Origin of the sequence: Zhaonella formicivorans (genome assembly GCF_004353525.1) — a bacterium.
Lineage (GTDB): Bacteria > Bacillota > DUOV01 > DUOV01 > Zhaonellaceae > Zhaonella > Zhaonella formicivorans.
Genome location: NZ_CP085524.1, coordinates 1,031,827 through 1,057,530 on the forward strand (window position 1 = coordinate 1,031,827; position 25,704 = coordinate 1,057,530).

Consider the following 25,704-nt stretch of genomic DNA (forward strand, 5'->3'; position numbering starts at 1 on the left):
TTATTGAAGAGAATTTGTTTGAATCTGCGGTACATCAAAAGAAACTATATTCCCTGGCTGGAATAAGGGGTTTAAAAAGTCCTTAGGGTTAGTACTCAAAATTCTGGTAATTTTTCCCCGACCTGACTCCAACTGCTCCACCTGAAGCTTCACGCCGGCAAATTCAATTTCCTTGTAGCACCTGTAATGATCGTAACCTTCTAGTACCAATTCCAGAGGCAAAGGAGTATAAAGCAGCATCTTAATGCACTCCCTTAGGTTTGACTTTGTGCTCCTCAATCAGGGCCTTGAGCTTCTTTACGGCTTGACCAATTCCGCCAACTTCGTTGATTAGTCCAATCTTCACCGCATCTCTTCCCACTAAAACTGTACCTATGTCCCTGGCTAACTCGCCTGTGCGAAACATCAACTCTCTAAATTTTTCCTCAGTAACGTTCGAATGCCTGGTGACAAAATTAATAACTCTATCCTGCATTTTATCAAGATATTCATAAGTTTGGGGAACTCCAATCACCAGTCCGGTTAAACGAATGGGATGAATAGTCATAGTGGCAGTCTCTGCAATAAATGAGTAATCGCTGGCTACAGCTATAGGCACACCTATACTGTGCCCACCTCCCAGCACTAAGGATACAGTTGGTTTTGTCATGCTGGTGAGCATTTCAGCAATTGCCAGTCCCGCTTCCACGTCTCCCCCTACTGTATTTAAAATTACCAGGATTCCTTCGATTTGCGGGCTTTGTTCCAAAGCAACAAGCTGAGGTATAATGTGCTCATATTTAGTTGTTTTATTCTGTGGAGGCATTGTTAAATGCCCTTCTATTTGCCCCACAATGGTTACGCAGTGGATGTTGCTCTGTACATCCGGTAAATCAAGCTGGCCAAACTCCTTAATCGACTCAGTTTTTTTTGAGGCTTTTTTAACAACTTTTTTCGGCGTATCAGGGTTTGGGGCAGTCTCCGGGGATTGAGGATCGAATGGAATTTTTTCCATCGGCAGCTATTCTCCTTTTGCAAAGTATTCTTGTTTAGTATTGCCGATCTGCAAAAAAATACACGCAAAAAAGCTGCTGAAAACTGCTAGCCAGTTTTCAGCAGCCTTATTAGAAAATCAAACTTCCATGATAATAGGCAAAATCATTGGCCTTCTGCGTGTCTTTTCATAAAGGAATTTACCTAAGGTGTCTCTTACATTTGACTTTATCGTTGACCACTCACTTACTTGTCTTTCAGCGCATTTATCCAGAGACTGGCGGACCTTCTCCTTTGCTTCTTCCATTAATTCCTCCGATTCCCGCACGTAAACAAAACCCCTGGAAACTATATCGGGACCGGCTACCACAGCACCTGTATCTTTATTTAAGGTAACAACCACAATCAGAATGCCGTCTTGAGAAAGCTGCTTGCGGTCCCTTAACACAATATTGCCTACGTCTCCTACCCCTAAACCATCCACTAAAACTCTGCCTGCGGTAACCCTGCCGGCAAAAGTGCCTTTATTCTTGGTAAATTCCAGCACCTGCCCGTTTTCAGCAACAAAAATATTGTTTTCCGGAATACCTACCTCCTGTGCTAAACGGGCATGTTTTACCAACATTCTATGTTCTCCGTGAACGGGGACAAAGAATTTCGGTTTAACGAGGTTAAGCATCATTTTTAAGTCTTCCTGGCTAGCGTGACCGGAAACATGAATTCCTGACACTGCTTCATGAATGACTTGAGCACCTTGTTTAAACAAGTGGTCCACAGTTCTGGCTACTAGTTTTTCGTTTCCTGGAATGGGCGTGGCGGAGATAATGACCGTATCGCCGGGAATAATCTCCAGTTTGCGATGGTCCGACATTGCCATTCTGGTTAAGGCTGACATAGGTTCCCCCTGGCTGCCGGTAGTAATAATCACCACTTTGTCTTTGGGTAGATTAAGTATCTCATCCACCTCAACCAGAATTCCTTTAGGGGCATGCAGGTATCCCAGTTCAGTAGCCACGTTCACCACATTTACCATGCTTCGGCCCACCACAGCTACTTTACGCCCGTATTTATGAGCAGCACTTATAATCTGCTGTAAGCGGTGCACATTTGAAGCAAAGCTGGCAATTATAATTCGTTCAGTAGCCTGATGAAAAGCTTCATCTAACGTTTGCCCCACCACTTTTTCTGACATGGTAAACCCGGGCCTCTCCACATTTGTACTATCCGAAAGAAGTACTAAAACCCCCTTCTCACCCAACTGGGCAAATTTGTAAAAGTCCATCACATCGCCGTCCACAGGTGTTTGATCTAATTTAAAATCCCCTGTATGTACAACTGTACCAATAGGGGTGTGAACAGCAATAGCAACTGCATCGGGAATACTGTGGCTTACTCTGATGAACTCGACCTCAAAAGGACCAATTTTTAAAGTATCCCTTGGTTTAACGCAATTCAGTTTGACACTGCTCAACAAATTATGTTCTTTCAATTTCCCTTGTAACAGTCCTAAAGTGAGTTTCGTGCCATAAACAGGTACATTGAGTTCTTTTAACACGTAAGGCAGTGCTCCAATATGGTCCTCATGTCCATGTGTTAAAAGAATAGCCTTGACCATTTGCCGATTTTCCAGCAGGTAACTGATATCAGGGATCACTATATCAATGCCTAACATTTCATCTTCCGGAAATATCAAGCCAGAGTCAATCACTAAGATATTATTACCGTACTTGACCAGCATCATATTTTTGCCGATTTCCCCCAGTCCTCCCAGGGGAATCAAAACCAACTTGTTGTTTTCCGCCATTTAAGCACCTCCAGTTTAACACCTAAAAACTAAAAAAGAAAAAATACACGAACAAAAAAGGACAAGAAAAATAAGCGCCTAGCGCTTCATCGCAAGCACCACAAGGCGCCCGTCAGCCGTTCAGTTATCCCTACCCATGATTATACTTGATAAGATTTGCCTGCACAAGTTATCTTCTACTAGTATTGCATGCCGTTGTTCATAAAATACAATATAAAGAAAACTGGGCTTACGCCAAGCTTATAAGCGCCGGCGGAAGCCCTAGTTGCACTTATGCAAATCAGAAAGTCAATAAACGTTCTGATTTGCTAAAAAAGAGCGTTTCTTTAAACGCTCTTCAGCAACCCGTATTTTTGTAAAGTAGCTGCAATGATTTTTTCTTCCTCCGCCGTTGCCCCAACCAAAGGCAATCTAAATCCCCCGACCTTGTGTCCCATTAATGCCATGGCAGTTTTAACTGGAATCGGATTAGTAGTAATAAACATGGTTTTAAACAGCGGAAATAATTCCAGATGTATTTGCAGTGCTTCTGCAGTATTGCCATTGATAAAAGCTTCAGTCATAGCTTTAATGCGGCTGCCTACCAAATGGGAAGCAACACTAACAACACCGTAACCTCCCAATGCTAGCATCGGCAAAGTCATAGTATCATCACCGCTATAGATTAAAAAGTCATCCGGCGTTAGTCTCCGCAGTTCTGTCATTTGCTCCATATCGCCGGTCGATTCTTTGATGGCTAAAATATTATCAAGCTCTGCTAGTTTAGCCACAGTAACAGGCAACATATTTCTGCCTGTGCGGGAAGGAATATTGTAAAGCATTATCGGTAAGGCGGTATTCTCGGCAATGCTTTTAAAATGCTGGTAAAGCCCGTCTTGAGTCGGCTTATTGTAATACGGAGCAACCACAAGTAATCCGTCCACTCCTGCTTGCTCTGCCGCTTGGGATTGCTTAATGCTGTCTTCAGTGCTGTAAGAACCTGTTCCTGCCAAAACCGGAATATTCGGCCCTACAGCTTCCTTTACAGCTTGAAACAATTCCAATTTTTCCTCTTTGCTCAGAGTAGGACTTTCACCCGTTGTTCCCGCAACCACTAAACCATCACTGCCATTGGCGACCAAGTAGCTGGCGAGTTTCCTTGCTCCTTCCAAATCCAGCTTGTCTTCGGGAGTAAAAGGGGTAACCATTGCGGTTAATACACGTCCGAAATTATTTTGCAAAATCATCCACCTCACTTATTTATTCGTTAAGTTTAAATTTATTATGGAGTGCACGAACTGCCTTTTCCATTGATTTTTGCTCGACCAAGCACCAAATTGTAGTATACGAATCTGCAGACTGCAGTATTTCAATTTTTTCCTCAGCCAAAGCTTCAACAATACTCGCCATCACGCCTGGCAATCCAGTCATCCCTGCTCCCACAACCGAAACTTTGGCGCAGCCCGGTCTCAGTTCCACATTAAATCCAAGTTTCGTTAAAATATTTTGTGCTTTTGCAGCCACACTTTCTTTCACCGTAAAGATCAGCTCTTTGGGATGAACATTAATAAAATCCACACTTATGCCGGCGTCTGCCAATGACCGGAAAACCTTTGCCGCACTTTGCATACCATCGGCCCCTGTAAGAATAACTTTTATCTGGGTGATGTTAGTAATTTGAGTAATGCCGGTGACCGGTCGATCATTTAGCAGGGGAGGGTCTTGTTCTAAAGTATGCCTGGCATTTGTCACCAAAGTGCCTGGTGCTTCATTAAAAGTACATTTCACTTTTAGAGGGATATTTTTTTGTGCTGCAATTTCAACCGCTCTGGGATGAATTACCTTGGCGCCCTCATAAGCAAGATGGCAGATTTCATTATAGGTCACTTGAGTTAGTGTCTTTGCCTCCGCAACTATCCTGGGATCCGCCGTTTTCACTCCGTCAACGTCTGTGTAAATCTCGATAGCTTCGGCATCTAGGGCCACACCCAAAGCAGAAGCAGTAGTATCGCTCCCGCCCCGTCCTAAAGTGGTGATTTCACCATCGGCAGTAACTCCTTGAAAGCCTGTTACAATCACTATGTAATCATCTTTCAGGGCGTTTACAATCCGCTTGGTGTCAATCTTAACAACCCTGGCATCCCCGTACTGATTATCGGTAATTATGCCCGCCTGTGCGCCCGTAAAACAAACAGACTTATAGCCCATACCCTGCAATGTTCCTGCCAAGATAACACCGGAAATAATCTCTCCGCAAGACATCACAAGATCCAATTCCCTTTGGCTTAATTCGGGGTTACTTTTGGTAGCCAGCGAGATCAAAGTATCTGTAGCGTAAGGGGCGCCTTGTCTGCCTATGGCAGAAACAACAACTACCAGGCTATACCCCTCTTGTTTGGCCGCAATAATTTTTGCAGCAACCTGCTGGCGCGCTTCTTCCGTTGCTACCGATGAGCCACCGTATTTCTGCACTAAAATTCTCATCGTTGGGAGCACCTCATTAAATTAATTCGTATTTGATTAACAATTCCGCAATCTGTACAGCGTTGGTTGCGGCGCCTTTGCGCAGTTGATCAGCCACAACAAACAAACATAGACCGTTGGAACAGGATATATCTTCCCTGATTCTTCCTACAAAAACTTCATCCCGGTTTGAAGAAAAAATTGGCATGGGATAAATTTTCTCAGCAGGATTATCATGTACAACCACCCCAGGAGCATGGCGTAAAATTTCCCTGGCCTCAGCAGCAGATAATTTTCGTTCTGTCTCAATATTGATAGCTTCGGAATGGCTGCGCATAATCGGCACCCTAACAGTAGTAGCTGAAATGGCTATCTCCTGATCATGAAACATTTTTCTGGTTTCATTGACCATTTTCATTTCTTCTTTGGTATAATCGTTTTCCAAAAATACGTCTATCTGCGGTATCAGGTTGTAAGCAATCTGGTAGGGGAACACTACCGGCTCAATTTTTTCAGAATTTAAAAACTGCTTAGTCTGTACCACTAATTCATCCATAGCTTCTTGTCCTGCCCCGGAAACAGCCTGGTAAGTAGATACAATTATTCTTTTAATTTTGGCTGCATCATGCAGCGGCTTTAAAGCCACCACCATCTGAATTGTAGAGCAGTTGGGATTAGCAATGATACCTTTGTGCCACTTTACATCTTCCGGGTTGACTTCCGGAACAACCAATGGCACTTCGGGATCTAAACGAAATGTGCTACTGTTATCAATTACTACGGCGCCCCGCTCTACAGCTGCGTGTGCAAACTTTTTGCTGGCTGCTCCTCCGGCAAAAAGGGCCAGATCAACCCCTTGAAAAGCATCTTCCGTGGTTTCAGCAATTGTATATTCCTTGCCAGCAAAGCTCACTTTCTTGCCAGCAGATCTTTGTGTGGCCAGCAATTTTAAATCCTTGATAGGAAAGTTTCTTTCTGCTAATACTTCAAGTAATGTTTGACCGACAGCGCCAGTACCGACAATAGCAACATTATATTGTTTCATATTAATACCTCCAAACTACGAATAATAAAATGACTTTGATTCTACTGGCAAGATTCAATGCTCCTCAAGCAGTAATTTGATCTATTATTATTCTAGGATTTGATCGGTTTCTTTTAAAGTCCCAAATAGTTCGTCAATTAAAATTTAGCTTTTCTCCCAGCCATATAACAGGGGTTGAATTTGCTTGCCTGCTAAAGCTCCTTCTACAGTATCAAGGATTTTATCCATTTTAGCTACCAGGGAACCTGGTTTTTTGACAGGATCATCCTGTCCAAAAGGAACAAAGTAAATATTTTTGCTGTTTAACAGTAAGCCAATATTTTTAGCATTAAAGCCTAACCCGTCATTTGTGGAAACTGCCAAAACGACAGGGCGCTGGTTACGCAGATGAGCTTTAGCAGCCATTAAAACTGTACCGTCAGTTATTCCGTTTGCTAATTTTGCTAGAGTGTTTCCCGTACAGGGAGCTATCAGCACCACATCCAATAGGCCCTTAGGGCCTATTGGCTCTGCCTCCGTAATGCTTGTAATTGGTTCTTTTTTAGTTATTTCAACCAACTTTTCAGTCCAAAGCCTTGCCTCGCCAAACCTGGTATCTGTTTGCTGCACATTTTCAGATAAAATTGGCGTAACTTCCGCTCCTTCTTCAACTAAACGTTTAACTTCAGACAATATTTTTTCCAAAGTACAGTGAGAACCTGTTACTGCAAAACCTATCTTTTTGTTCACCAGTCGCATTACCGCACCCCCTATTTTCTGTCCCTGTGGAGTTCTTGGAGGATTAGTCCCGGGTAAACATCAGCCAGTATTTTACCTGCAGTTTTAGGCGCTACTTTTCCCGGTAATCCGGGAGCTAAAATTGCCTTAATCCCTGCTTTTTGCGCTGCCGGAAAATCTGTCCCCCCCGGTGCGGCTGCTATATCCACAATTAAGCACTCTTTGCCCAGCAGGGCAATACGAGAGCTGTCTAAAACAAGATGTGGCACTGTATTAAAGATTACTTGGATTTCGGGGAGAACTTTGGGAAGTTCGGAATATTTGACCGGCTTATATCCACTTTCCACACATCTGGCCAAGTCGGCAGGTTTTCTTGCAGCCACAAATACGTCACTACCCAAAGCCTTTAATGTCCTGGCCAATGTAATCCCGCAGCGTCCAAAGCCAACAACCAATGCTTTGCTTCCATGAATGGTTATGGGAAGCTCTTCCATAGCAATTTGAATAGCGCCTTCAGCCGTAGGTATAGAATTCAGGATTGCTACATCATCCAGTTCGGCAATTTCAATTAGACGCAAGCTATGTTTTTTAATTAGTTCCCGTAAGTAAGGTTTAGCAACTCCGATGAAAAGCGGAGTACCTGGTTGCAGTCTGCTCAAAATACCCTCATTTAAAATCAACTGCTCCTGAGCATAAATTGCCCTTACTACCCCGTTGGCATCAGTTCCAGGCATTGGCAAGATTACGGCGTCAACACCGTCCAATGCCATGAGCAAACTGCTCACTATTCTGGCTCCGTTTAATTCCGGATGCGGTGGAAAACCGACAACTTTAACTTGTGCGCCACGCTTGATTAATTCGGAAACCAACACTAATTCCCGATCATCACCTCCAATTACTGCAAGAGTAATGCCAGCTAAATCCTCACTCATATATCTGGACCTCCTCCAGTTTCCATACACTACTATCCAATATATGAGTGTACAAATAGGTGGTGCTTGTTCACGCATGCGTAAATATTAACAATTTATATTAAACTATCTAAACCAATTATCACCTGACGGAGCTGCCTTACTTTTCTGACCGCCAAGAGTATGCCAGGTATAAAAGATTCTCTGCTAAGTGAGTCATGTCGGATAGTAAGAGTCTGTCCCAGTCCCCCGAAAAGCACTTCCTGATGAGCAACCAGCCCTGGCAGCCGGACACTATGTAAATGAATCCCTTGTACTTGTGCGCCTCTGGCACCAACAATTTTTTCTAACTCATGTGGATTGCCCTGTTTAAGCTCACCTCTTTCTTCCAGAATTGCCTGCGCGGTTCCCAGGGCAGTTCCAGATGGAGCATCCAATTTTTGTTCGTGGTGCAATTCAATGATTTCCACATGTGGGAAATATTTGGCTGCTTCTTTGGCAAAACGCATCATTAAAATTGCGCCTATTGCAAAATTGGGAGCAATCACAGCTCCGATTTGTTTTTTTTCACATAAGATATGAAGTTCATCCAGCTGATCGGTGGTTAAACCTGTGGTACCTATTACTGGCGATACGCCGTAATTGATAGCCATAACGCTGTTTTTCAGAACAGCCTCAGCTGTAGTAAAATCTATTAAAACTTCCGGATGCTTAGTTTGCAGTATGCCTTCCAGGTCATCAGTGATAGTAATTCCTTGCAAATCCAGACCAGCAACTAAACCAACATCAAGTCCTTGGCCTCTTAGATCCACAGCCCCTGCTAATTCTAAATCATCTGTGTTTAAAACTGCTCGCACTACCTCCCTTCCGACTCTGCCGTATGCTCCAGTTACTACCACTTTCGTTTTCTTCACCATAAACCCGACCTACTCCTCCCTATTTTCAACAAAATAAAAAGGCTGAAAGAGCATACTAATGCCCACAGCCTTTTAATCGCATGTAGCAATGCTCAATCTCTTCCTGATAGCGAGATAGTGCTCCACTTGAGGTCCAGGATTCCTCAAGTGACAGTCCTGCACCTCTTCGATGCAGGCCCAGCCCGCAAGCCTCGGGAAACATGCGAACTTCGGCGGAGGCCCCTTTCCTTTTCAATCATCTTCCCCTTTTCTTGAAAAGTACTCTTGACAGCTCCGCGCCTCTACCTCACCTCCGAGAGATGAGGTACGCTTTCAAATTTTTTTAAATAATAGCACACCTTATTACCTCAGTCAATACCTTTTAAAACAAATAGTGGCGCATGCGGACCGTATTCTGCTCTAATTCTACGACAATAACTTCACTGCCTATTTTTTTTACTGCTTGCCAGGGTATTACCAGTTGCGAACTACCGCGCCAAAATCCAAACAAACCGCCGTTGTTAGGGAGAATTATTGATTCCACATGCCCTGTTTCAATATTGATTACTAAGTCAGAATCTCCTACGGTCCCCAGTCTAGCTCCGTCGGCTATATTGATTATATCTTTGCCGATTAATTCACTTAACTTCATGCTCGTTTTCCTCACTTACCTATAAGAGTAATATAGTTTGCTTAGCCATGGCTGCAACAAAGCAATCAAAAGGGATATGAAGGCCAAGGGGTCCAGAGAAATACCTAAGATTTGAAATGATTCAGGAAACGCTATCCCCAGAAAAGAAGTCAGCATAATTAGGGAAAGATAAATGCCGCCAGCCACTCCTACCAAGTGGGCTAAGGCCTGTGATATAAGTCCGCCAACCGGTTCCTGGGGAAGTTCTTTAGCCTGGCTTTTATATCGCAATTTTATCTGTTCCCGCAAAGACAGCGTCAAAACAAATAACAGCAAAATAACCAGCAGGATTGGTTTCCACCACATACGCATCCCCCCTCACATTTATGTATATTTTAGTCATTGGGAAAATATGCGTTATAAGGCAAAATACGCCAACAGAACAGAGTTTACGACAGACACCTAGGCTGCCGTCGCAGCACCCTCAGAGAAATGAAAAATTGCAATCCATTATATCGTAACTGCTCCTTTTGACAAGCCATAGATCGCTCTGTAAAGCGTTTGACTGTAAGCGGCTGGGCAACATGGACTGAGAAGAGCGCTGGAGCGAGAGCACCCGCGTCAGTGTGTGCCGCTGGTAGTCAAACGTAAAGAAAACTTGACTTGTACCAAGCGTGAGTACGGCAGAAAGACTTTATAAGACTTGCAAAGAGACTGAATAGTTTAAGCGCTCTTGGCGAAGTCATCCAAAACAGCGGACATAAGTGCTTCATTTCATAATAGATAAAAAAAACGCCCCGGATTAACTACCCGGAGCCTCCTTGGTTAGCCTGGTATATTCTACAATTAAACAGTCTAGGTCCTGGTTAAGCTTGATGATTGCTGGATCAGGTGCTTCGTTAGGATCCCTGACCAAGTTATGTATTTGGCGGCGCAAATTTTCAATTTTTTCTGCCAGCTCTAACAACCGGTCCATAATTACCCCCCACCCTGCCAGAGTAAAGTTTAAAATGACTATTAACATTATATCTGGATTTTAGAAATACGGGTATTTCCAATGTTACTAAACATTTACATTAATTTGTACCTGTTGAGCCAAAGCCTTTTGCTCCCCTATCTGTGTGATGCAACTCCTCTACAACTTTAATTTGAGCAACGGCTAACGGCAAAAATAGTATTTGGGCAATTCTCTCGCCCGGTTTTATTGTGTAGGCTTCTGTACCCGAATTGTATACCGGACAAATTATTTCTCCTGTATAATCACTATCAATTATTCCTACGCCATTAATCAAATTTATGCCATGTTTGCTGGCTAAACCACTCCTTGCACAGACCAAACCAACCATAAACTTTGAAGGCATCTCAATCGCTAACCCAGTAGGGACCTTTGCGATTGCCCCGGGATAGAGCGTCAAGGGATGTTCCAGGCAAGCACGGAGGTCCAGTCCCGCCGAGCCGGGAGTTGCATAGCTAGGCAATGGCACCTTTTGACCCACGAGCGGAGACATTTTTTTTATTTTTAATTTAAATTCCAAAATCGCACACCTCATATACCAATTTGTTCTAATATATGGTAGAAGTCAAAATTTTCCTGAAAGGGGCCTATAGCAGTAAGAGAAAATTTTTCAGCTTTAAAAAGCATGTTGCAGAGATCATAAACTAGCTCGGCGGTGACTTCGCCGGTTTTTTGAACAATTTCTTCTGCAGAAATTATTCTCCCGTAGCACAATTCAGTCCTACCGAGTCTGCTCATGCGGTTGGAAACACTTTCCATGCTCAAAAGCAAGTTGCCTTTTATTTGCTCTTTAGTTCTATGCAGTTCCTCGGCAGTTATCCCGTTTTTTTTCAGTTTTGCTATTTCTTTCAGTGTAAGTTCAATAACTTCCCTTACTTTATTGGGACTAGTCCCCGCATAAATGGTAAAAAGACCGCTGTCAAAGTATGCCGTATGATAGGAGTAAATGGAATAAGCCAACCCCCGTTCTTCCCGTATTTCCTGGAAAAGCCTTGAGCTTAACCCTCCTCCGAGAATGTTGTTTAGCACGATTAAAGCATAGGAATTTTCATCACCCTGCGGCAAGCCTGGCGCCCCCAAACAGATTTGTACCTGTTCAGTATCTTTCGGATTAAGGACAACTGCTGATTGTGGTACCGGTCCATGTTGTTTTGAATCTCCAACTTTTTTATACCAATTAGCAAAAAAACCTTGAAGCTTGTCTACAACTTCTTCGTGCTTAATTTTGCCCGCTACAGCAACTACTACATTATGTGGGTTATATTTTTGCAAATAATAATCTATGATTTTGGGACGCGTTAAGTTGCTAATTGAGCTTGTTGTTCCCAGAATGGTCCTTCCCAGCGGATGGTTTTGCCATACTGTCTGAGCAAAGAGATCATGAATTAACTCATCAGGTGAGTCTTCATACATCTTTATTTCTTCTAATACAACATTTTTCTCTTTTTCGATGTCTTCCTCTAAAAAGGTAGAATTAAAAAACATGTCGCTTAACAGATCTATGGCTAAATCAAGGTGTTCAGCCAGTACTTTAGCGTAATAGCAGGTATATTCTTTAGTTGTAAATGCGTTCAGTGACCCACCAACAGTTTCCAACTCTTCAGCGATTTGTTTTGCGGTGCGTTTGCTGGTTCCTTTAAAAAGCAAATGCTCAATGAAGTGGGAAATGCCGTGGTTAGTTTCATCTTCGTTGCGGGAACCGGTTCTTACCCATATGCCTATTACAGCAGAATGTGCATAAGGAACTTCTTCAGTAACTACTCTTACGCCATTATCCAAGGTATCTTTTTTCCACATAGCCATCTCTCCTTGTTTTTCGACACACCAACTATATAATTCTTGTATTTTAACAAAAAACCTGCTGCAATAGATACTATTATCTTTTAATTTAAGAAGGGATGCAAGATTTTTCTAATTTTTTGTTCTCTCGGCATTGCCTCATCTTTGGCTATAAGAGGAATTCTGGCCAATTCTTGACCTTGGGACTTGACTAGCAAATAACCAACCGGGGAGCCTTTTTTTATTGTGCCGTATTCTCTTTTGTTTAAAATAACTACCCGCTCTAGCCGCGAACCTTTCGGCAAAGCATGAGCAAAAGTGTGCGCTGTTACTATTGGGATCCTATAGTTAAGAGCATTTGGCACATATATTGCTCCAAATTCTGTCCCTTTAGCGATGTTTTCAAAAGTTGTGGAAGAGAAACCATAGTCCAAAAGCGTTGCTGCGTCCCCGAACCGGTCCCTGCTTTTTAGCACAACTGCAATTAGCTGCCGGCCACCTCTTTTGGCCGAAGCAACCAAACAACTACCTGCTTCTTTGGTAGTCCCTGTCTTAACACCATTTGCTCCCGGGTATTTCCACAGAAGCTTATTTGTGTTTTGCAAATATCTTCCCCATTTTTTCCCATACCAGGGGATTGTAATTTGTTTAGTACTAACAATGCTTTGAAATACCCGGGACTGTAACCCGTAGCGGGCCATAAGCGCTAAATCGTAAGCTGTTGAATAGTGCTCCGGAGCAGGTAGGCCGTTTGGGTTTTTAAAATTAGAGTTAAAAGCGCCAAGCAATTTAGCTTTTCGGTTCATCAAAACCACGAACAATTCTTCAGAGCCGCTTAAGTATTCAGCTAAAGCAACTGTTGCATCATTCCCGGATTTTATTAAAGCCCCTCTAACCAAGTTTAATACAGTAATTTTTTCGCCAGGCTCAAGGTAAATTGAAGCTTCACCTACTGCAGCCGCTCTATGGCTTATACAGACCTCTTTATTCAACTCCCCTTGCTCTAACGCTAAAATTGCTGTCATAATTTTAGTTGTGCTAGCAGGTGGTCTTTTTTGTTCTGCATTTTTCGCTAGCAGGACCGTTCCTGTCTTTGCATCCATTAACACGTAAGCCTGAGCAGTAAGAGGCAACTCCGCTGCGTAACCGGGAAAAATGCTTGCCCAAAAGATTAAGCCTGCTAAATGAAGCGTTACCAAAATTTTAATCAATGACGACCCCCCTCAATGCCAATCATATTCAAAATTCTTTTTTAAAAAATCTTTTTTAGTATGCGAATGAAACTAGTGATATATAACTTGCTAAATTTTAGTAGCTTAATCGGCATTGAGGATTTTGCAATTATTTTGGCAGCACATCAGAAACTGTAGTTAACTCATAACCTTGTTCTTGAAGCGTCTTTAGCATTGTTTCCAAAGCTAAAGCTGTACGATCGGTTGGATGCATTAGAACTATGGCTCCGTTTTGTGCACTTTTGATTACCTTTTGGTAAATTTGTTCCGGACTTTTAGACTTATCCCAGTCGATAGTGTCAATTGTCCACATGATAGTTTTATATCCAACATTTTCAGCTGCTTCAACTACATGGGGCTGGTGCTCTCCATAGGGCGGTGCAAAAAGAACCGTTTGTTGGCCAGAGGCTTTTAAAATGGCTTCCTCAGTCTTTTTGATTTCATCCTGGTTCTCCCGTTTGCTGATCCTGTCCGGATGAGGATGGGAATAGCCGTGGTTGCCAAGCTCATGGCCTTGTTCTGCTATTTGCTTCACCAGTTCGGGAAATTTTACAGCAAACCGCCCGGTGATAAAAAAAGTTGATTTAACCTCATATTTTTTTAGAATATCCATGATTATGGGTAGATGTTCTTCGCCCCAATCAACATTAAAAGTCAATGCCATTTTCTGAGCGCTGTTATCTCCCTGATAAATAGGCTGTGCCTTCGTTGTGGTTACCACTAAATCGCTCCGCCAAAAATCATGCCCAACCATGCCAAAAACTACAGCCGTAAAAAGAACTAAAAGCCATTTCACTAACTGTTTTTTACTCCAATAAAAAATGCGCATGGGAGTAACCTCCTTAAGGTAATATTTTACCTTTAGATTATACTCCTGCCCATGTTGCCTTTATGACTGGATCAACAAAATAAAAGGACGGAACTGGAGGGTTTCGTCCTACTGCCTAATGCTTTTATTTGGAACAGCAAAAAGTAAAAGGCCATAACCTTTAAGCTATGGCTTTTTAGCTTTTATTTCCTTTTAAGGCTTCCTTTCTGGAAAGCTTCAACCTGCCTTGCTGATCAAAACCGGTTGCTTTGACCAGAATGTCATCCCCTTCTTTAACCACATCTTCCACTTTGGCCACCCGTTCTTCAGCTAACTGGGAAATATGGACCAGACCTTCTTTACCTGGCATCCCTAAAACCCCGGGTATAATTTCTACAAAAGCACCAAAATCAGTAGTCCTGGTCACTTTACCCACATAAACTTTTCCTACTTCCACTTCCTTGGTTATCGCTTCAATAATCCTGATAGCTTTTTCTCCCGCTTCTCCGTCACTCGCTGCTATATATACCCTTCCGTCATCTTCAATATCGATTTCTACTCCTGTCTCTTCAATAATCTTTTTGATAATTTTACCACCGGGTCCAATGATATCGCGGATTTTTTCAGGATCGACAGTTGTTCTTATAATGCGGGGAGCATACGGAGAAATAACCGGACGGGGCTCCTGTATAGCCTCCAGCATCTTTTCCAGAATATGCAAACGTCCTCTTTTGGCCTGTTCAAGTGCTCTCTGCAGTATCTCCCGGTTAATCCCAGAAATCTTAATATCCATTTGCAAAGCAGTAACGCCATCTTTGGTGCCTGCCACTTTAAAATCCATATCTCCTAGAGCATCTTCAACACCTTGAATATCCGTAAGCACAACTACATTGTCTTCTTCTTTCACCAAACCCATAGCAACCCCGGCCACAGGCGCTTTGATAGGCACGCCAGCATCCATTAACGACAAAGTACTGCCGCAAACACTCCCCATGGAAGTAGAACCGTTAGAACCAATCACTTCGGAAACCAGCCGGATTGTATAGGGGAAATCTTCTTCCGAAGGCAACATGGGTTCCAAAGCTCTTTCAGCCAAAGCGCCATGTCCGATTTCACGCCTTCCCGGACTGCGCAGCGGCCTGGCCTCTCCAACGCTGTATGGTGGAAAATTGTAATGGTGCATATACCGTTTAGACTCTTCAACACCTAAACCGTCAAGTATCTGCTCATCCCCTACAGGCCCAAGGGTTGTAACCGTTAATACTTGGGTTTCACCCCTGGTAAACAAACCGGAACCGTGGGTTCTAGGTAAGAGGCCCACTTCACAGCTTATCGGGCGCACTTCCTCCAAACCTCTTCCATCTACCCGTATTTGTTCTTTAAGAATTAAATTTCTTACTAACTCCTTTTCTGTCTTTGCCAATAAGTTCTTAAACCATTTTTCGCTCTCCGGATATTCTTCCAGAATCAAGGGGTGTTCTGCAAAAAAATGTTCAAACAAATCTTTTTTTAGGTTATCCATAATTTCTTCCCGCTCTTGTTTGCGTTTCCGTTCGCCAGCGCAGAGCCTGATAGTTTTGTCCAGCGGAGCAGTTATATATTCTTTTATTTTTTGTTCAATATCCGGGTTAATAATCTCTTCCGATACTTCAGTTTTTTCTTTAGCTAATCCCAACTCTACTGCTTCCTGCCTGAAGTTTTCAATAAATTCCACGATTTGAATAATCTCTTGATGTCCTTTCATAATTGCTTCCAGTAGAGTTTCTTCAGGCACCTCATGGGCTCCAGCTTCAACCATCATAATTGCCTCTTTAGTGCCGGCTACTACTAAATTTAACCTGCTCTTTTCAGCTTGCACAAGAGTTGGGTTAATAATCAGTTGACCATCCACCAAGCCTACCCTTACTGCTCCAATTGGGCCAAGAAATGGAATTTGGGAAATTGTCAATGCAGCCGAAGCTCCGATCATAGCCGCTACGTCGGGTGGATTATCCTGATCAACAGAAAGCACTGTAGTTATGATTTGAACATCGTTGCGATAGTTTTTGGGGAAAAGCGGTCTAATAGGCCTATCAATGAGTCTACCGGAAAGAATGGCTTTTTCACTGGGCCTTCCTTCTCTTTTGATAAACCCGCCGGGAATTTTACCTACAGCATAAAGCCGTTCTTCATAATCCACGGTTAGTGGGAAAAAGTCTATACCCTCTCTGGGCTCTGCAGAAGCAGTTGCAGTAGCCAGTACCATTGTATCGCCGTAACGAACCAAAACTGATCCGCTCGCTTGCCGTGCCAGCCTTCCTGTTTCTAATACCAATTCCCTACCTTGCAGCAGCAATGTTTTCCGCAAAACCGTTCCATATGGGTGCATCTTTACCAAAAACCTCCTAACATAGCTCAATGCCATCAAACTTTTACCAATTCGACATATAATATATTATTTCCTGCCGTAAACACAAAAAATACCATCTTCGTGGTCTGGACCACTTAAAAAACCGTTTGCCAACCAATATGGGAACCCAAAGGCGTATTTTAGAGTAAGATTTAAAAAAAGAAGAGCGCCACTGCGCTCTACCTTCTCAATCCTAACTGGTCTACTATCCGCCGGTACCTCTCAAAATGGTTATCCTTGAGGTAATTTAACAATCCCCTTCTTTGGCCGACCATTTTTAACAAACCTCTGCGGGAATGAAAATCTTTTTTGTGAACCTTGAGGTGTTCAGTCAAATGGTTGATCCTCTCTGTCAAAATCGCGATCTGCACTTCTGGAGATCCGGTATCTGTTTCATGCAGTTTGAATTTTTCTATGATTTCCTGTTTCTTAGCAGCAAACGCAGACATAAATATCACCTCCTTATTTCCCTGTATCCCCTTAAGCCAAGAAAAACGTCGAGGCCTTCGAATCTCCTAGCCTAAGGTTCATAAATAATTCTAGCATTTGTATTATACTAAATGAGCATGAGCTAAGCAAGCCATAGTTGAAATTTGTCACTTGCCGATAACAGTGATCACGAGCCGACCGGCAGGTATATCTTTTGCAACCAGATCAAACATCCTTCCGGTTTGAGAAAAAAAACCCCTAAAGCGCGTAGCTGTTGGGATTTGACCGGGAATCTTTTTTGCCGCTTCGGTAATATCAGCAAGCGTAATGTTCTCCTGCCTGAAATCTTTTAAACGCTTTTTCGCATGTTCAGTAATTAAAACTCGCATCGGGCCCACCCTCGCTGATTTCTTTAGCCCACACCATAAACTATCAGTTCTTGGTCCTCTTCAGCAATGATGGAATAGAAGGCCTCCTGAAATGCTCTCTGTTTGGCCCGTTCAAGGCCGTTACGGGAGTATATCCTTTCCAATTCTTTTTTCAGACTTAAGAAACGCTCGCTGAAAACAATATTGGCAACATAATGAGCGTAACGATCCATCTCACTATGACGGTCATCGATTACCGGCAACATTTGACCACTCCCTGGATTTATTGTGTATGAAATGTATATTAGGAATCCGTGGAGATATGCGTGGTAATATTCTCCAAGGAATGCAAAATTGCCGTTGATTTTTTATAATCCATGTCTAATTGAGCTTTTAAATCGTATAGCGAAGCAAATTTCTGTTCATCCCTTAACCTATGGCAAAAGCTGACCTCCAGTTCCTCACCGTAAATATCGCGGCTAAAGCCAAAAATGTTTATTTCGATTGTTATTGGCAGATCTTCTGCCAAAGTGGGCTTCTTTCCAATGTTAGTCATCCCATAATACCGCTTGTTACCTAATTTGACCAAACTTGCGTATACACCGTTTTTCGGTATCAGAATATTGTCATCCACCTGCAAATTAGCAGTGGGAAAACCTATAGTTCTACCTTTTTGTTGACCGGAAACCACACGACCGCTCAAAACAGGCCAATAACCTAACAGTTCCCTTGCCTTTTCCACTCTTCCCTTTTCTAAAGCTTCACGGATGCTGGTACTGCTAACTATCTCCCCTTTAACCTTTACAGGTGGTATTACCTGCAGTTCAAAACCCAGTTCCCTTCCTAATTTACTTAAAGTCTCGGTGGTACCTGATGCCTTCCTGCCGAAAGTATAATTGAAACCCACAAAAACACTTTTGACATTTAACCCTTGCACTAGAACCTGACGCACAAATTCTTCCGGGGATAATTGGGCCAATTTTAAATCAAAAGGCAGATAAACCAGTTTCCTAACACCTAGCTGAGCAATCAGCTCCGACTTTTTTTTATTAGAAAGCAGCAGCTTCAGCGGTCGTTCCGGAAAAAGCACTTGTTCGGGATGAGGGTCAAAAGTAAGTACCACAGAACTACAGTTCGTTTGTTTCGCTTTTTCCACCACTCCGGCAATTAATTTCCGATGTCCTAAGTGGATGCCGTCAAAATTGCCTAAAGCAACTACTGATTTTTCGCAAGACACAGGCAACTGATGCAATATGTCCATACCCATACCTCATTTAAACACTTTTTTAATGCGGATAAAACCGTTTTGCCCCGAACCTTGCTGGATGCCAATGGCAAGCAGTTTTTTGTCAGGGCTCCACAAAGTTACAAGCTCCTCGGTTTGTAGATTCTCGGGGAAATCTAATAAACTATTGTTTGAGATTTTCACCCCGTTTAACGCCAGCCTTACATCGCTTTCCTGAACGATGGCCTTTGGCAAATTGGTTATGCCGGTTTCGGGCGGCAATAAAAAACTAAAATCCTGTTTGGCGCAAGCTTTTGTAATTTCCTCCAATGTCCAGGCATCTTCAACTCGGAACGGTCCCGAAGCTGTACGCAGAAGATAAGACATGACCGCACCACAGCCTAATGCCTCACCTATATCGTGGCATAAAGTCCTGATATATGTCCCTTTGGAACATGTAACATCGAAAAGCAACCGATAAGGAGGCTCTTGAAAAAATTCCTCGACAATTTCCAATTTGTAGATATACACCTGACGCGGTTCACGTTCAACCTCAATACCTTCTCTGGCCAGTTCATATAATCTTCTGCCTTGAAAATGGACCGCAGAGACCATTGGGGGTATTTGACTAATTTGTCCGATATATCTGGAAAAAATATTCTTGAGATTTTGCAAATGCTCCTTTTGCACCTGCCGTGTGCATAATACTTCTCCTTCCATATCTTGGGTGTCAGTAGTAAGCCCCAACAACATTTCGCAGCGGTAGCTTTTATGGTGTTCCTGCACATATTCCACCAGCCTTGTGGCTTGCCCTACAGCCAATACCAATACACCAGGCACAGCAGGATCTAAAGTACCGGCATGTCCAATCTTTTTGATGGCTAAAAGTTTACGCATCCAGGCAACGACGTCATGGGAGGTCATACCCGGAGGCTTCAAAACGTTAATAAAACCATGCATTCTTAAACCCGCCTTTTCTCCTACAGCATTTCCTGCACAGCCATAACCATAGTATTTACTGCCTGTTCTAACGGTGCATAGATAGTGCAGCCTGCAGCGCGGCGATGACCGCCGCCGTCAAACTTCTGGGCCAGGGCATTAACATCTACGTATTGCTTGGAACGTAAAGAAACCTTAATCTTTTGCGGTTCCACTTCTTTAAAAAACATCCCAACTTCTACTCCTGCAATAGAGCGCGGGTAATTAACCAAACCTTCCAAATGTTCATTACTTGCGCCGATAGCAGCAATGCTTTTCATGTCTAATGCTACCCAAGCTAGTTTTCCGTCAGCGGCAGTTGTTAAAGAATTTAACGCGGCTTGTAGAGCCTTTATAGCCGGCAAAGGCTTATTCTCCCAAAGATATTGTCTTATGATATTTGTTTCCGCTCCGTTTTCCAACAATTCGGCTGCTATCCGCAGTGTTTCAGGTGAAGTGTTTTCGTATTGAAAGGACCCAGAATCCGTAACCAGAGAAGTATATAGAGCCGTTGCTATATCCGGTCCTATCTCTACATCGATTTCTTTTAATAAATTGTAAATGATTTCACCGGTGGCTGAAGCCTTAGGATTAACATAATTGTACGTGCCAAAACTTGTATTGCTGACGTGGTGGTCAATATTAATCAGCTGCGTCTCCCCCTGAGGCAGCTCAAACCCCAGCCTGCCCAAATCAGTACAGTCAACTATTATTGCCACTTCGAATTCCGTACTCAAAGAGGCAGGGAGCAGAACTTCCTGACTCCCTGCCAAAAATGTCAAAGTTTCCGGAACCGGATCTTTGTTAACTACACTGACCTTTAGACCTTTTTGCCGCAAAGCCAAGGCTAAAGCCAAAGCAGAACCTATACAATCGCCGTCGGGCGCTTCGTGGGTAGTTATTAAAACCGGTTGCCGCTTTGCAATCAGCTCATTTACTACCCTGACTAAAGTGTTTAATTTCATTCTTTGCTTACCCCTTCAGCTTGAACCTTATTCAAAAGCTCTGCAATTTTTGCACCATGTTCGATGGATTCATCAAACTTAAAGACAATTTCCGGAGTATAACGCAGTTGAATTCGTTTTCCTATTTCCCTTCTTACAAAACCACTGGCTTTATTCAGTGCTTCCAAAGTCTGCTTCTGCTCCTCCGATTTTCCATATACGCTGACATAAACTTTTGCGTAGCGTAAATCACCGCTTACTTCCACACTGGTGATTGTCACAAATCCTATCCGGGGATCCTTCAATTCGTTCCGCAGGATTTCAGCAACTTCCCTCTTCATCTCTTCGGCGACGCGTTGGGATCTTTGGAAAACCATACTTTCCACCCCGCTTTATTTAAGCTCTCTTTTTATCTCTTCAAAGGTATATGCTTCAATAATATCCCCTTCTTTGAGGTCATTGAAACGTGCTAAACCTATCCCGCATTCGAAACCTTGAGCTACTTCTTTTACGTCATCTTTAAACCTGCGCAGCGAATCTATTTCTCCTTCATGAATAACTATGCCGTCTCTAATAACCCTTACTTTAGCTTTATTGGTAATCTTGCCTTCAACAACGTAAGAACCTGCCACAACCCCTGCTTTTGGTACTTTAAAAATTGCCCTCACTTCAGCTCTACCCAGAATAGTTTCCTTCAATTCGGGTTCCAGTAAACCTGACATAGCCGCTTTAATACTGTCTATAGCTTCATAGATAATCCTGTAAATCCTAATATCCACTTGTTCGTTTTCAGCAGCTCTTCTGGCATTAGCATCAGGCCGAACATTAAAGCCGATAATTATGGCTTTTGAAGCGGAAGCCAGCATCACATCAGTTTCAGTGATTGCACCTACACCGCCGTGAATAATATTCACCTTGACTTCTTCATTGTTTAGCCGTTCCAGGGACTGTTTTAAGGCTTCAACTGACCCCTGCACGTCGGCTTTAACAATAATGTTAAGTTCTTTTAAATCGCCTGCATTAATATTTTTGAATAGATCATCCAGACTTATTTTATTGTTTTGTTGCAATTCTTCTTGGCGTTTAACAATTTGCCGCTGGTTAGTCACCTCTTTAGCCAGTTTTTCATCCTCCACAACTTGGAAGATTTCGCCAGCTTCAGGGACGGCAGACAAACCTAAAACCTCAACAGGAACAGAAGGGCCGGCTTCTTTAATTCGATGGCCTTTATCATCTACCATTGCCCGTACTTTGCCGTAAGTAGCGCCTGTGACAATAATATCCCCCACCCGCAGGGTTCCTTTTTGCACCAGTACGGTAGCGACCGGGCCTCTGCCTTTATCCAATTCAGCCTCAATCACCACTCCTGCTGCCAAACGGTTCGGGTTTGCTTTTAGTTCACTCATTTCCGCCACTAAAAGAATTACTTCCAGCAGTTCGTTAATCCCTTCTTTCTTAAGAGCGGAGACAGGAACAAATAAAGTATCTCCTCCCCACTCTTCGGGAACAAGACCGTATTCGGTAAGCTGCTGTTTTACCCTCTCGGGGTTAGCTTCAGGCTTATCAATCTTGTTTACGGCAACAATAATGGGCACATTGGCTGCTTTAGCATGGTTAATTGCCTCTACGGTCTGCGGCATTACGCCATCATCTGCCGCCACAACCAGGACCGCAATATCCGTTGCCTGCGCACCCCGGGCCCGCATAGCTGTAAAAGCTTCGTGCCCAGGTGTATCCAAAAAGGTAACCTTGCGTTTTTTTACTTCTACCTGGTAAGCTCCAATGTGCTGGGTGATGCCGCCGGCTTCAGTAGCGGTAACATTTGTCAAACGGATGGCATCCAAAAGCGAAGTCTTACCATGATCTACGTGGCCCATCACGGTAACAACAGGCGGTCTTTCTTTCAGGGTAGCCGGGTCATCTTCAATCTCAGCAATTTCCGTCAGAGGCTTATCTGTTTTAAAATCAACCTCTATACCATATTCAGCTGCTATAATTGCAGCAGTTTCAAAATCTATTTCTTGGTTAACTGTTGCCATGACACCTAAAGCAATTAATTTTTTGATCACATCTGAAGCTGTTTTTCCAATTTTTTTGGCAAAATCCTGGACAACGACCGATTCCCCCAGCACGATCTTCTTAATTGCCTGGATTTCCGGCTTCGGCGCAGGTTGGTTATTCTTTTTAAACTGTTTTTTCTTTTTATTCCTCGCATCAAAAAGTTTCTTTTCGTCGGCCGCTTTCTTCTTAATAGTTTGCTTTTTAGGCCCAAAATCATTATCCTCGTCACAATAATTTTTAACATGAGCCGCAAAAGCAATAGTTTTTTCGCTGTGATCCTTCTTCAGATCAGTTTGCCCCCCCTGCCGCAGGCCCTTTTTACCAGGTTGCTTGGCGTTTTGGCTGTTATCCCCGTGATTGACTTTATCGTTTGAGCCGCCCTGCTCCACCCCATTGTTAGTCTGTTTGGGCTTAGCATGGCTAGCAGGGTTATTTTTCTTATGGGAAACTGATTTACCTCCGCTGTTCTTATCAACATTCTTTTTATTTACGTTTATGCCACTGGCCTGGGATTCAGGATTTTTTCGCAGAGGATGAGTACGGTTTCCTTGTTCTTCTATTTTTGGCTTGGGCTGTAGATACTCTTCAAGTCTTTTAAGCTCTTCTGCGGTTATGGTACTCATATGGGATTTTACTTCTATGCCTAATTTATTAAAAATCCACATTAACTCTCTTGTACTTAAATTTTTTTCTTTGGCAAGTTCATAGACACGCAATTTGCTCATTAATTCACCCCCAAAATTTTAGCCTATTCTCTCTCTTCTCCCGTAATTAACTGTAAAATTTGACGGGCAAAGTTGACGTCGGTAATTCCTAGTACCGTCCTTGGGGATTTGCCAATGGCAGTACCTAACTCAACTCTGTTTCCCATGGTTAGAATAGGTTTTTTCTCTCTATGACATAGAGCCCGGTAATATTCATTTGTAGCTGGTGAACAATCGCTGGCTAAAACGATCAAATGAATTTTTTTAAATTTTGCTCTGCAGGTGTTATCACCGGAAACCAGCTTACCTGCTTTCTGGGCAAAACCCAACAATGCATTAATCTTTTCTAGGTTCTTCATTTTTTAACTGGTTTTCTAAATTGCTAATAATTTCAGGACTAACGTTTACTGCCAAAGCCCGTTCCAAAGCTTTACTTTTAACGGCCTTATTTAAACATTCTACCTCAGGACAAATGTAGGCACCTCGTCCAGCCTTCTTTCCCGTTGGATCAACAAGAATTTCCGCTTCCGGAGTCCTGACTATTCTTATTAAGTCTTTTTTCCCTTTTTTTTCCTTGCAACCCACGCACATTCTTTGAGGAATTTTTTTTATTTTCAATTCTATTCCTCCTCTACCACACCTGCATTCCCCGGTCCAGCCTGCGATTCACTTTTAATGTCGATTTTCCAGCCGGTCAGTTTAGCTGCGAGCCTGGCATTTTGACCTTCTTTGCCAATTGCCAAGGACAATTGATAGTCGGGGACAATAACCCTGGCTATTTTTTGCTCCTCATTGACGTCTACACTTATGACTTTGGCCGGGCTAAGCGCATTGGAAACGTATTCTGCCGGATCTTTGCTCCATTTTACAATATCGATCTTTTCTCCCTTTAACTCATTAACAATTGTTTGTACACGTATACCTTTTGGACCAACACAGGCGCCAACCGGATCCACATTTTCATCCTTGGAATACACTGCGATTTTCGATCTTGCACCGGCTTCTCTGGCTACCGATTTTATTTCCACCGTTCCATCGAAAATTTCCGGTACTTCAAGTTCAAAAAGCCTTTTGAGCAATCCAGGATGAGTCCTTGAGACCAAAATTTGCGGGCCTTTGGTAGTTTTTTTCACTTCAACTATGTAGGCCTTGATCCTATCGCCGTAATTATATTGTTCTCCGTTAATCTGTTCTGTTGGAGCAAGCAAAGCTTCCACTTTGCCCAGATCTATATATACGTTACCCAGTTCCTGGCGCTGTACTATGCCTGTAACAATGTCATCTTCCCTGCTAACAAATTCATCGTAAATTATGTTGCGCTCTGCTTCCCTGATCCTTTGCACAACTACCTGCTTTGCCGTTTGGGCGGCAATACGCCCGAATTCACGAGGGGTTACTTCTGTTTCATAAATATCTCCCAAATCATAATTAGGGTGAGCTTTGCGGGCGTCTTCCAGGGTGATTTCACTCTTAGGATCCACAACTTCTTCTACAATACTTTTACGAGCATAGACTTTGATTTCACCGGTTACACGGTCGATGCTGACCCGGACATTTTGCGAGCCGAAATTTTTTTTGTAAGCTGAAATTAGCGCTGCCTCAATAGCTTCCAGCAGTACATCAACCTCTATTCCCTTCTCCTTTTCAATTTCCTTTAAAGCTTCAATAAAATCCATATTCATTTTTTACCCCTCCCCTTATAGTCCTGAGGTCAAAACAGCAAAACAATCCTGATATTTGGATTCTTGCCATAATGTTGCAACTAAAAATCCACCGTTAAGTGAGCTTTGCTGATCAGCTTGCGAGGAATATGCATCTCTTTTTTCCCTACCAGCAAACTAACTTCTTCGGCAGTACTTCCTTTTAAAATTCCTTTAAACTGCTTTTTCCCTTCAACAGGAGCAAAAGTGGTAATGATGACCAGTTCACCCTGGTATTTTGCAAAATCTTCGTCATTTTTTAATGGGCGTTCAATACCCGGAGAAGAAACTTCAAGCACATAGCTGTCAGGAATAGGATCAGCTTTATCTAAGATTGCTTCAACTTTGCGGCTGATTAATTCGCAATCATCCAGGCCTATACCTTCTTGATGATCAATAAAAAACCGCAAATACCAATCCGGACCTTCTTTAACATATTGAATTGAAACCAGTTCATAGCCAGCCTCTTCAATAGCAGGTTTCACCAGTTGTTCTACTCTTTCTTCCACATTGTACTTTGCCATACAAAACCTCCATTATTAAGCTGTTCCTATTCTGCCGCACGAATTGCCAAAATATACTATTCTGAAACTACAGGAAGCAAATCGCTGAAGCAAAAGGCCTTATAAGCTAAAGCAAAGAGTGGGTAAAGAC

Annotated in this window: 29 protein-coding genes and 1 riboswitch; all 29 genes read right to left on the bottom strand. The window is 42.8% G+C overall.

Going from position 1 to position 25,704, the window contains the following annotated elements:
• The 29 genes from EYS13_RS05075 to EYS13_RS05215 all read right to left on the bottom strand — a co-directional run bounded on the left by EYS13_RS05075 (nucleotide 1) and on the right by EYS13_RS05215 (nucleotide 25,574).
• The gene (locus tag EYS13_RS05075) at nucleotides 1-240 is read right to left on the bottom strand and encodes a YlzJ-like family protein (protein WP_227766553.1); all 240 of its coding nucleotides are present in this window, start codon (nucleotides 238-240) and stop codon (nucleotides 1-3) included.
• 1 nt (nucleotide 241) lies between these two features.
• Nucleotides 242-994 carry an ATP-dependent Clp protease proteolytic subunit gene (locus EYS13_RS05080; RefSeq protein ID WP_227766555.1) on the bottom strand — a complete coding sequence of 251 codons (753 nt, stop codon included), beginning with the start codon at nucleotides 992-994 and terminating at the stop codon, nucleotides 242-244.
• Nucleotides 995-1,111: 117 nt separating this feature from the next.
• Nucleotides 1,112-2,776 (bottom strand): ribonuclease J, encoded by a 1,665-nt coding sequence (locus EYS13_RS05085; RefSeq protein ID WP_227766557.1) that lies wholly within the window; start codon nucleotides 2,774-2,776, stop codon nucleotides 1,112-1,114.
• 326 nt (nucleotides 2,777-3,102) lie between these two features.
• Nucleotides 3,103-3,996, bottom strand: coding sequence for a 4-hydroxy-tetrahydrodipicolinate synthase (dapA, locus tag EYS13_RS05090; protein WP_227766559.1), 894 nt, complete (start codon nucleotides 3,994-3,996; stop codon nucleotides 3,103-3,105).
• A gap of 19 nt (nucleotides 3,997-4,015) precedes the next feature.
• Nucleotides 4,016-5,239 carry an aspartate kinase gene (dapG, locus tag EYS13_RS05095; RefSeq protein WP_227766561.1) on the bottom strand — a complete coding sequence of 408 codons (1,224 nt, stop codon included), beginning with the start codon at nucleotides 5,237-5,239 and terminating at the stop codon, nucleotides 4,016-4,018.
• 16 nt (nucleotides 5,240-5,255) lie between these two features.
• Entirely contained in the window at nucleotides 5,256-6,263 is a 1,008-nt protein-coding gene (locus EYS13_RS05100; RefSeq protein ID WP_227766563.1) for an aspartate-semialdehyde dehydrogenase, read from the bottom strand.
• A gap of 144 nt (nucleotides 6,264-6,407) precedes the next feature.
• Nucleotides 6,408-7,001, bottom strand: coding sequence for a dipicolinate synthase subunit B (locus EYS13_RS05105; RefSeq protein WP_227766565.1), 594 nt, complete (start codon nucleotides 6,999-7,001; stop codon nucleotides 6,408-6,410).
• Nucleotides 7,002-7,012: 11 nt separating this feature from the next.
• Complete coding sequence (gene dpsA, locus EYS13_RS05110; protein ID WP_227766567.1) at nucleotides 7,013-7,912, bottom strand: dipicolinate synthase subunit DpsA; 900 nt, start codon at nucleotides 7,910-7,912, stop codon at nucleotides 7,013-7,015.
• 95 nt (nucleotides 7,913-8,007) lie between these two features.
• Nucleotides 8,008-8,805, bottom strand: coding sequence for a 4-hydroxy-tetrahydrodipicolinate reductase (gene dapB / locus EYS13_RS05115; protein ID WP_423055324.1), 798 nt, complete (start codon nucleotides 8,803-8,805; stop codon nucleotides 8,008-8,010).
• Nucleotides 8,806-8,915: 110 nt separating this feature from the next.
• Nucleotides 8,916-9,100, bottom strand: a riboswitch (Lysine riboswitch).
• Between the two features lie 69 nt (nucleotides 9,101-9,169).
• A complete protein-coding gene (locus EYS13_RS05120) occupies nucleotides 9,170-9,439 on the bottom strand; it encodes a YlmC/YmxH family sporulation protein (RefSeq protein WP_227766571.1) in 270 nt (89 codons plus the stop codon).
• 15 nt (nucleotides 9,440-9,454) lie between these two features.
• Nucleotides 9,455-9,784, bottom strand: coding sequence for a hypothetical protein (locus EYS13_RS05125; protein ID WP_227766572.1), 330 nt, complete (start codon nucleotides 9,782-9,784; stop codon nucleotides 9,455-9,457).
• Nucleotides 9,785-10,220: 436 nt separating this feature from the next.
• The gene (locus EYS13_RS05130) at nucleotides 10,221-10,394 is read right to left on the bottom strand and encodes an aspartyl-phosphate phosphatase Spo0E family protein (protein WP_227766574.1); all 174 of its coding nucleotides are present in this window, start codon (nucleotides 10,392-10,394) and stop codon (nucleotides 10,221-10,223) included.
• A 100-nt stretch (nucleotides 10,395-10,494) separates the two neighbouring features.
• Nucleotides 10,495-10,953, bottom strand: a complete 459-nt coding sequence (dut, locus tag EYS13_RS05135; RefSeq protein WP_227766576.1) for a dUTP diphosphatase — start codon at nucleotides 10,951-10,953, stop codon at nucleotides 10,495-10,497.
• Nucleotides 10,954-10,964: 11 nt separating this feature from the next.
• Nucleotides 10,965-12,230 (bottom strand): M16 family metallopeptidase, encoded by a 1,266-nt coding sequence (locus EYS13_RS05140; RefSeq protein ID WP_227766578.1) that lies wholly within the window; start codon nucleotides 12,228-12,230, stop codon nucleotides 10,965-10,967.
• An 86-nt stretch (nucleotides 12,231-12,316) separates the two neighbouring features.
• Nucleotides 12,317-13,423, bottom strand: a complete 1,107-nt coding sequence (locus EYS13_RS05145) for a D-alanyl-D-alanine carboxypeptidase family protein (RefSeq protein ID WP_227766579.1) — start codon at nucleotides 13,421-13,423, stop codon at nucleotides 12,317-12,319.
• Nucleotides 13,424-13,553: 130 nt separating this feature from the next.
• Nucleotides 13,554-14,273 carry a polysaccharide deacetylase family protein gene (locus tag EYS13_RS05150; RefSeq protein ID WP_227766581.1) on the bottom strand — a complete coding sequence of 240 codons (720 nt, stop codon included), beginning with the start codon at nucleotides 14,271-14,273 and terminating at the stop codon, nucleotides 13,554-13,556.
• A 175-nt stretch (nucleotides 14,274-14,448) separates the two neighbouring features.
• Nucleotides 14,449-16,620, bottom strand: coding sequence for a polyribonucleotide nucleotidyltransferase (locus EYS13_RS05155; RefSeq protein ID WP_227766584.1), 2,172 nt, complete (start codon nucleotides 16,618-16,620; stop codon nucleotides 14,449-14,451).
• Nucleotides 16,621-16,820: 200 nt separating this feature from the next.
• Nucleotides 16,821-17,090: a 30S ribosomal protein S15 gene (rpsO, locus tag EYS13_RS05160; protein WP_227766585.1), complete on the bottom strand. Its 270-nt coding sequence runs from the start codon at nucleotides 17,088-17,090 to the stop codon at nucleotides 16,821-16,823.
• Between the two features lie 147 nt (nucleotides 17,091-17,237).
• Nucleotides 17,238-17,459: a hypothetical protein gene (locus tag EYS13_RS05165; protein WP_227766587.1), complete on the bottom strand. Its 222-nt coding sequence runs from the start codon at nucleotides 17,457-17,459 to the stop codon at nucleotides 17,238-17,240.
• Nucleotides 17,460-17,482: 23 nt separating this feature from the next.
• Complete coding sequence (locus EYS13_RS05170) at nucleotides 17,483-17,704, bottom strand: hypothetical protein (protein ID WP_227766589.1); 222 nt, start codon at nucleotides 17,702-17,704, stop codon at nucleotides 17,483-17,485.
• 38 nt (nucleotides 17,705-17,742) lie between these two features.
• Nucleotides 17,743-18,699, bottom strand: coding sequence for a bifunctional riboflavin kinase/FAD synthetase (locus EYS13_RS05175; RefSeq protein ID WP_227766591.1), 957 nt, complete (start codon nucleotides 18,697-18,699; stop codon nucleotides 17,743-17,745).
• Between the two features lie 9 nt (nucleotides 18,700-18,708).
• The gene (truB, locus tag EYS13_RS05180) at nucleotides 18,709-19,623 is read right to left on the bottom strand and encodes a tRNA pseudouridine(55) synthase TruB (protein WP_227766593.1); all 915 of its coding nucleotides are present in this window, start codon (nucleotides 19,621-19,623) and stop codon (nucleotides 18,709-18,711) included.
• Between the two features lie 20 nt (nucleotides 19,624-19,643).
• A complete protein-coding gene (locus EYS13_RS05185; protein ID WP_227766595.1) occupies nucleotides 19,644-20,606 on the bottom strand; it encodes a DHH family phosphoesterase in 963 nt (320 codons plus the stop codon).
• Entirely contained in the window at nucleotides 20,603-20,962 is a 360-nt protein-coding gene (rbfA, locus tag EYS13_RS05190; protein WP_227766597.1) for a 30S ribosome-binding factor RbfA, read from the bottom strand. The genes EYS13_RS05185 and rbfA overlap by 4 nt, the downstream gene beginning before the upstream one ends.
• Before the next feature lie 15 nt (nucleotides 20,963-20,977).
• Entirely contained in the window at nucleotides 20,978-23,371 is a 2,394-nt protein-coding gene (gene infB / locus EYS13_RS05195) for a translation initiation factor IF-2 (protein ID WP_227766598.1), read from the bottom strand.
• Between the two features lie 23 nt (nucleotides 23,372-23,394).
• Nucleotides 23,395-23,709: a L7Ae/L30e/S12e/Gadd45 family ribosomal protein gene (locus EYS13_RS05200; RefSeq protein ID WP_227766600.1), complete on the bottom strand. Its 315-nt coding sequence runs from the start codon at nucleotides 23,707-23,709 to the stop codon at nucleotides 23,395-23,397.
• Nucleotides 23,687-23,941: an RNase P modulator RnpM gene (gene rnpM, locus EYS13_RS05205; RefSeq protein ID WP_227767807.1), complete on the bottom strand. Its 255-nt coding sequence runs from the start codon at nucleotides 23,939-23,941 to the stop codon at nucleotides 23,687-23,689. The genes EYS13_RS05200 and rnpM overlap by 23 nt, the downstream gene beginning before the upstream one ends.
• A gap of 29 nt (nucleotides 23,942-23,970) precedes the next feature.
• The gene (gene nusA / locus EYS13_RS05210; RefSeq protein ID WP_227766602.1) at nucleotides 23,971-25,032 is read right to left on the bottom strand and encodes a transcription termination factor NusA; all 1,062 of its coding nucleotides are present in this window, start codon (nucleotides 25,030-25,032) and stop codon (nucleotides 23,971-23,973) included.
• Between the two features lie 80 nt (nucleotides 25,033-25,112).
• A complete protein-coding gene (locus tag EYS13_RS05215; protein WP_227766603.1) occupies nucleotides 25,113-25,574 on the bottom strand; it encodes a ribosome maturation factor RimP in 462 nt (153 codons plus the stop codon).
• Nucleotides 25,575-25,704 lie beyond the last annotated feature (130 nt).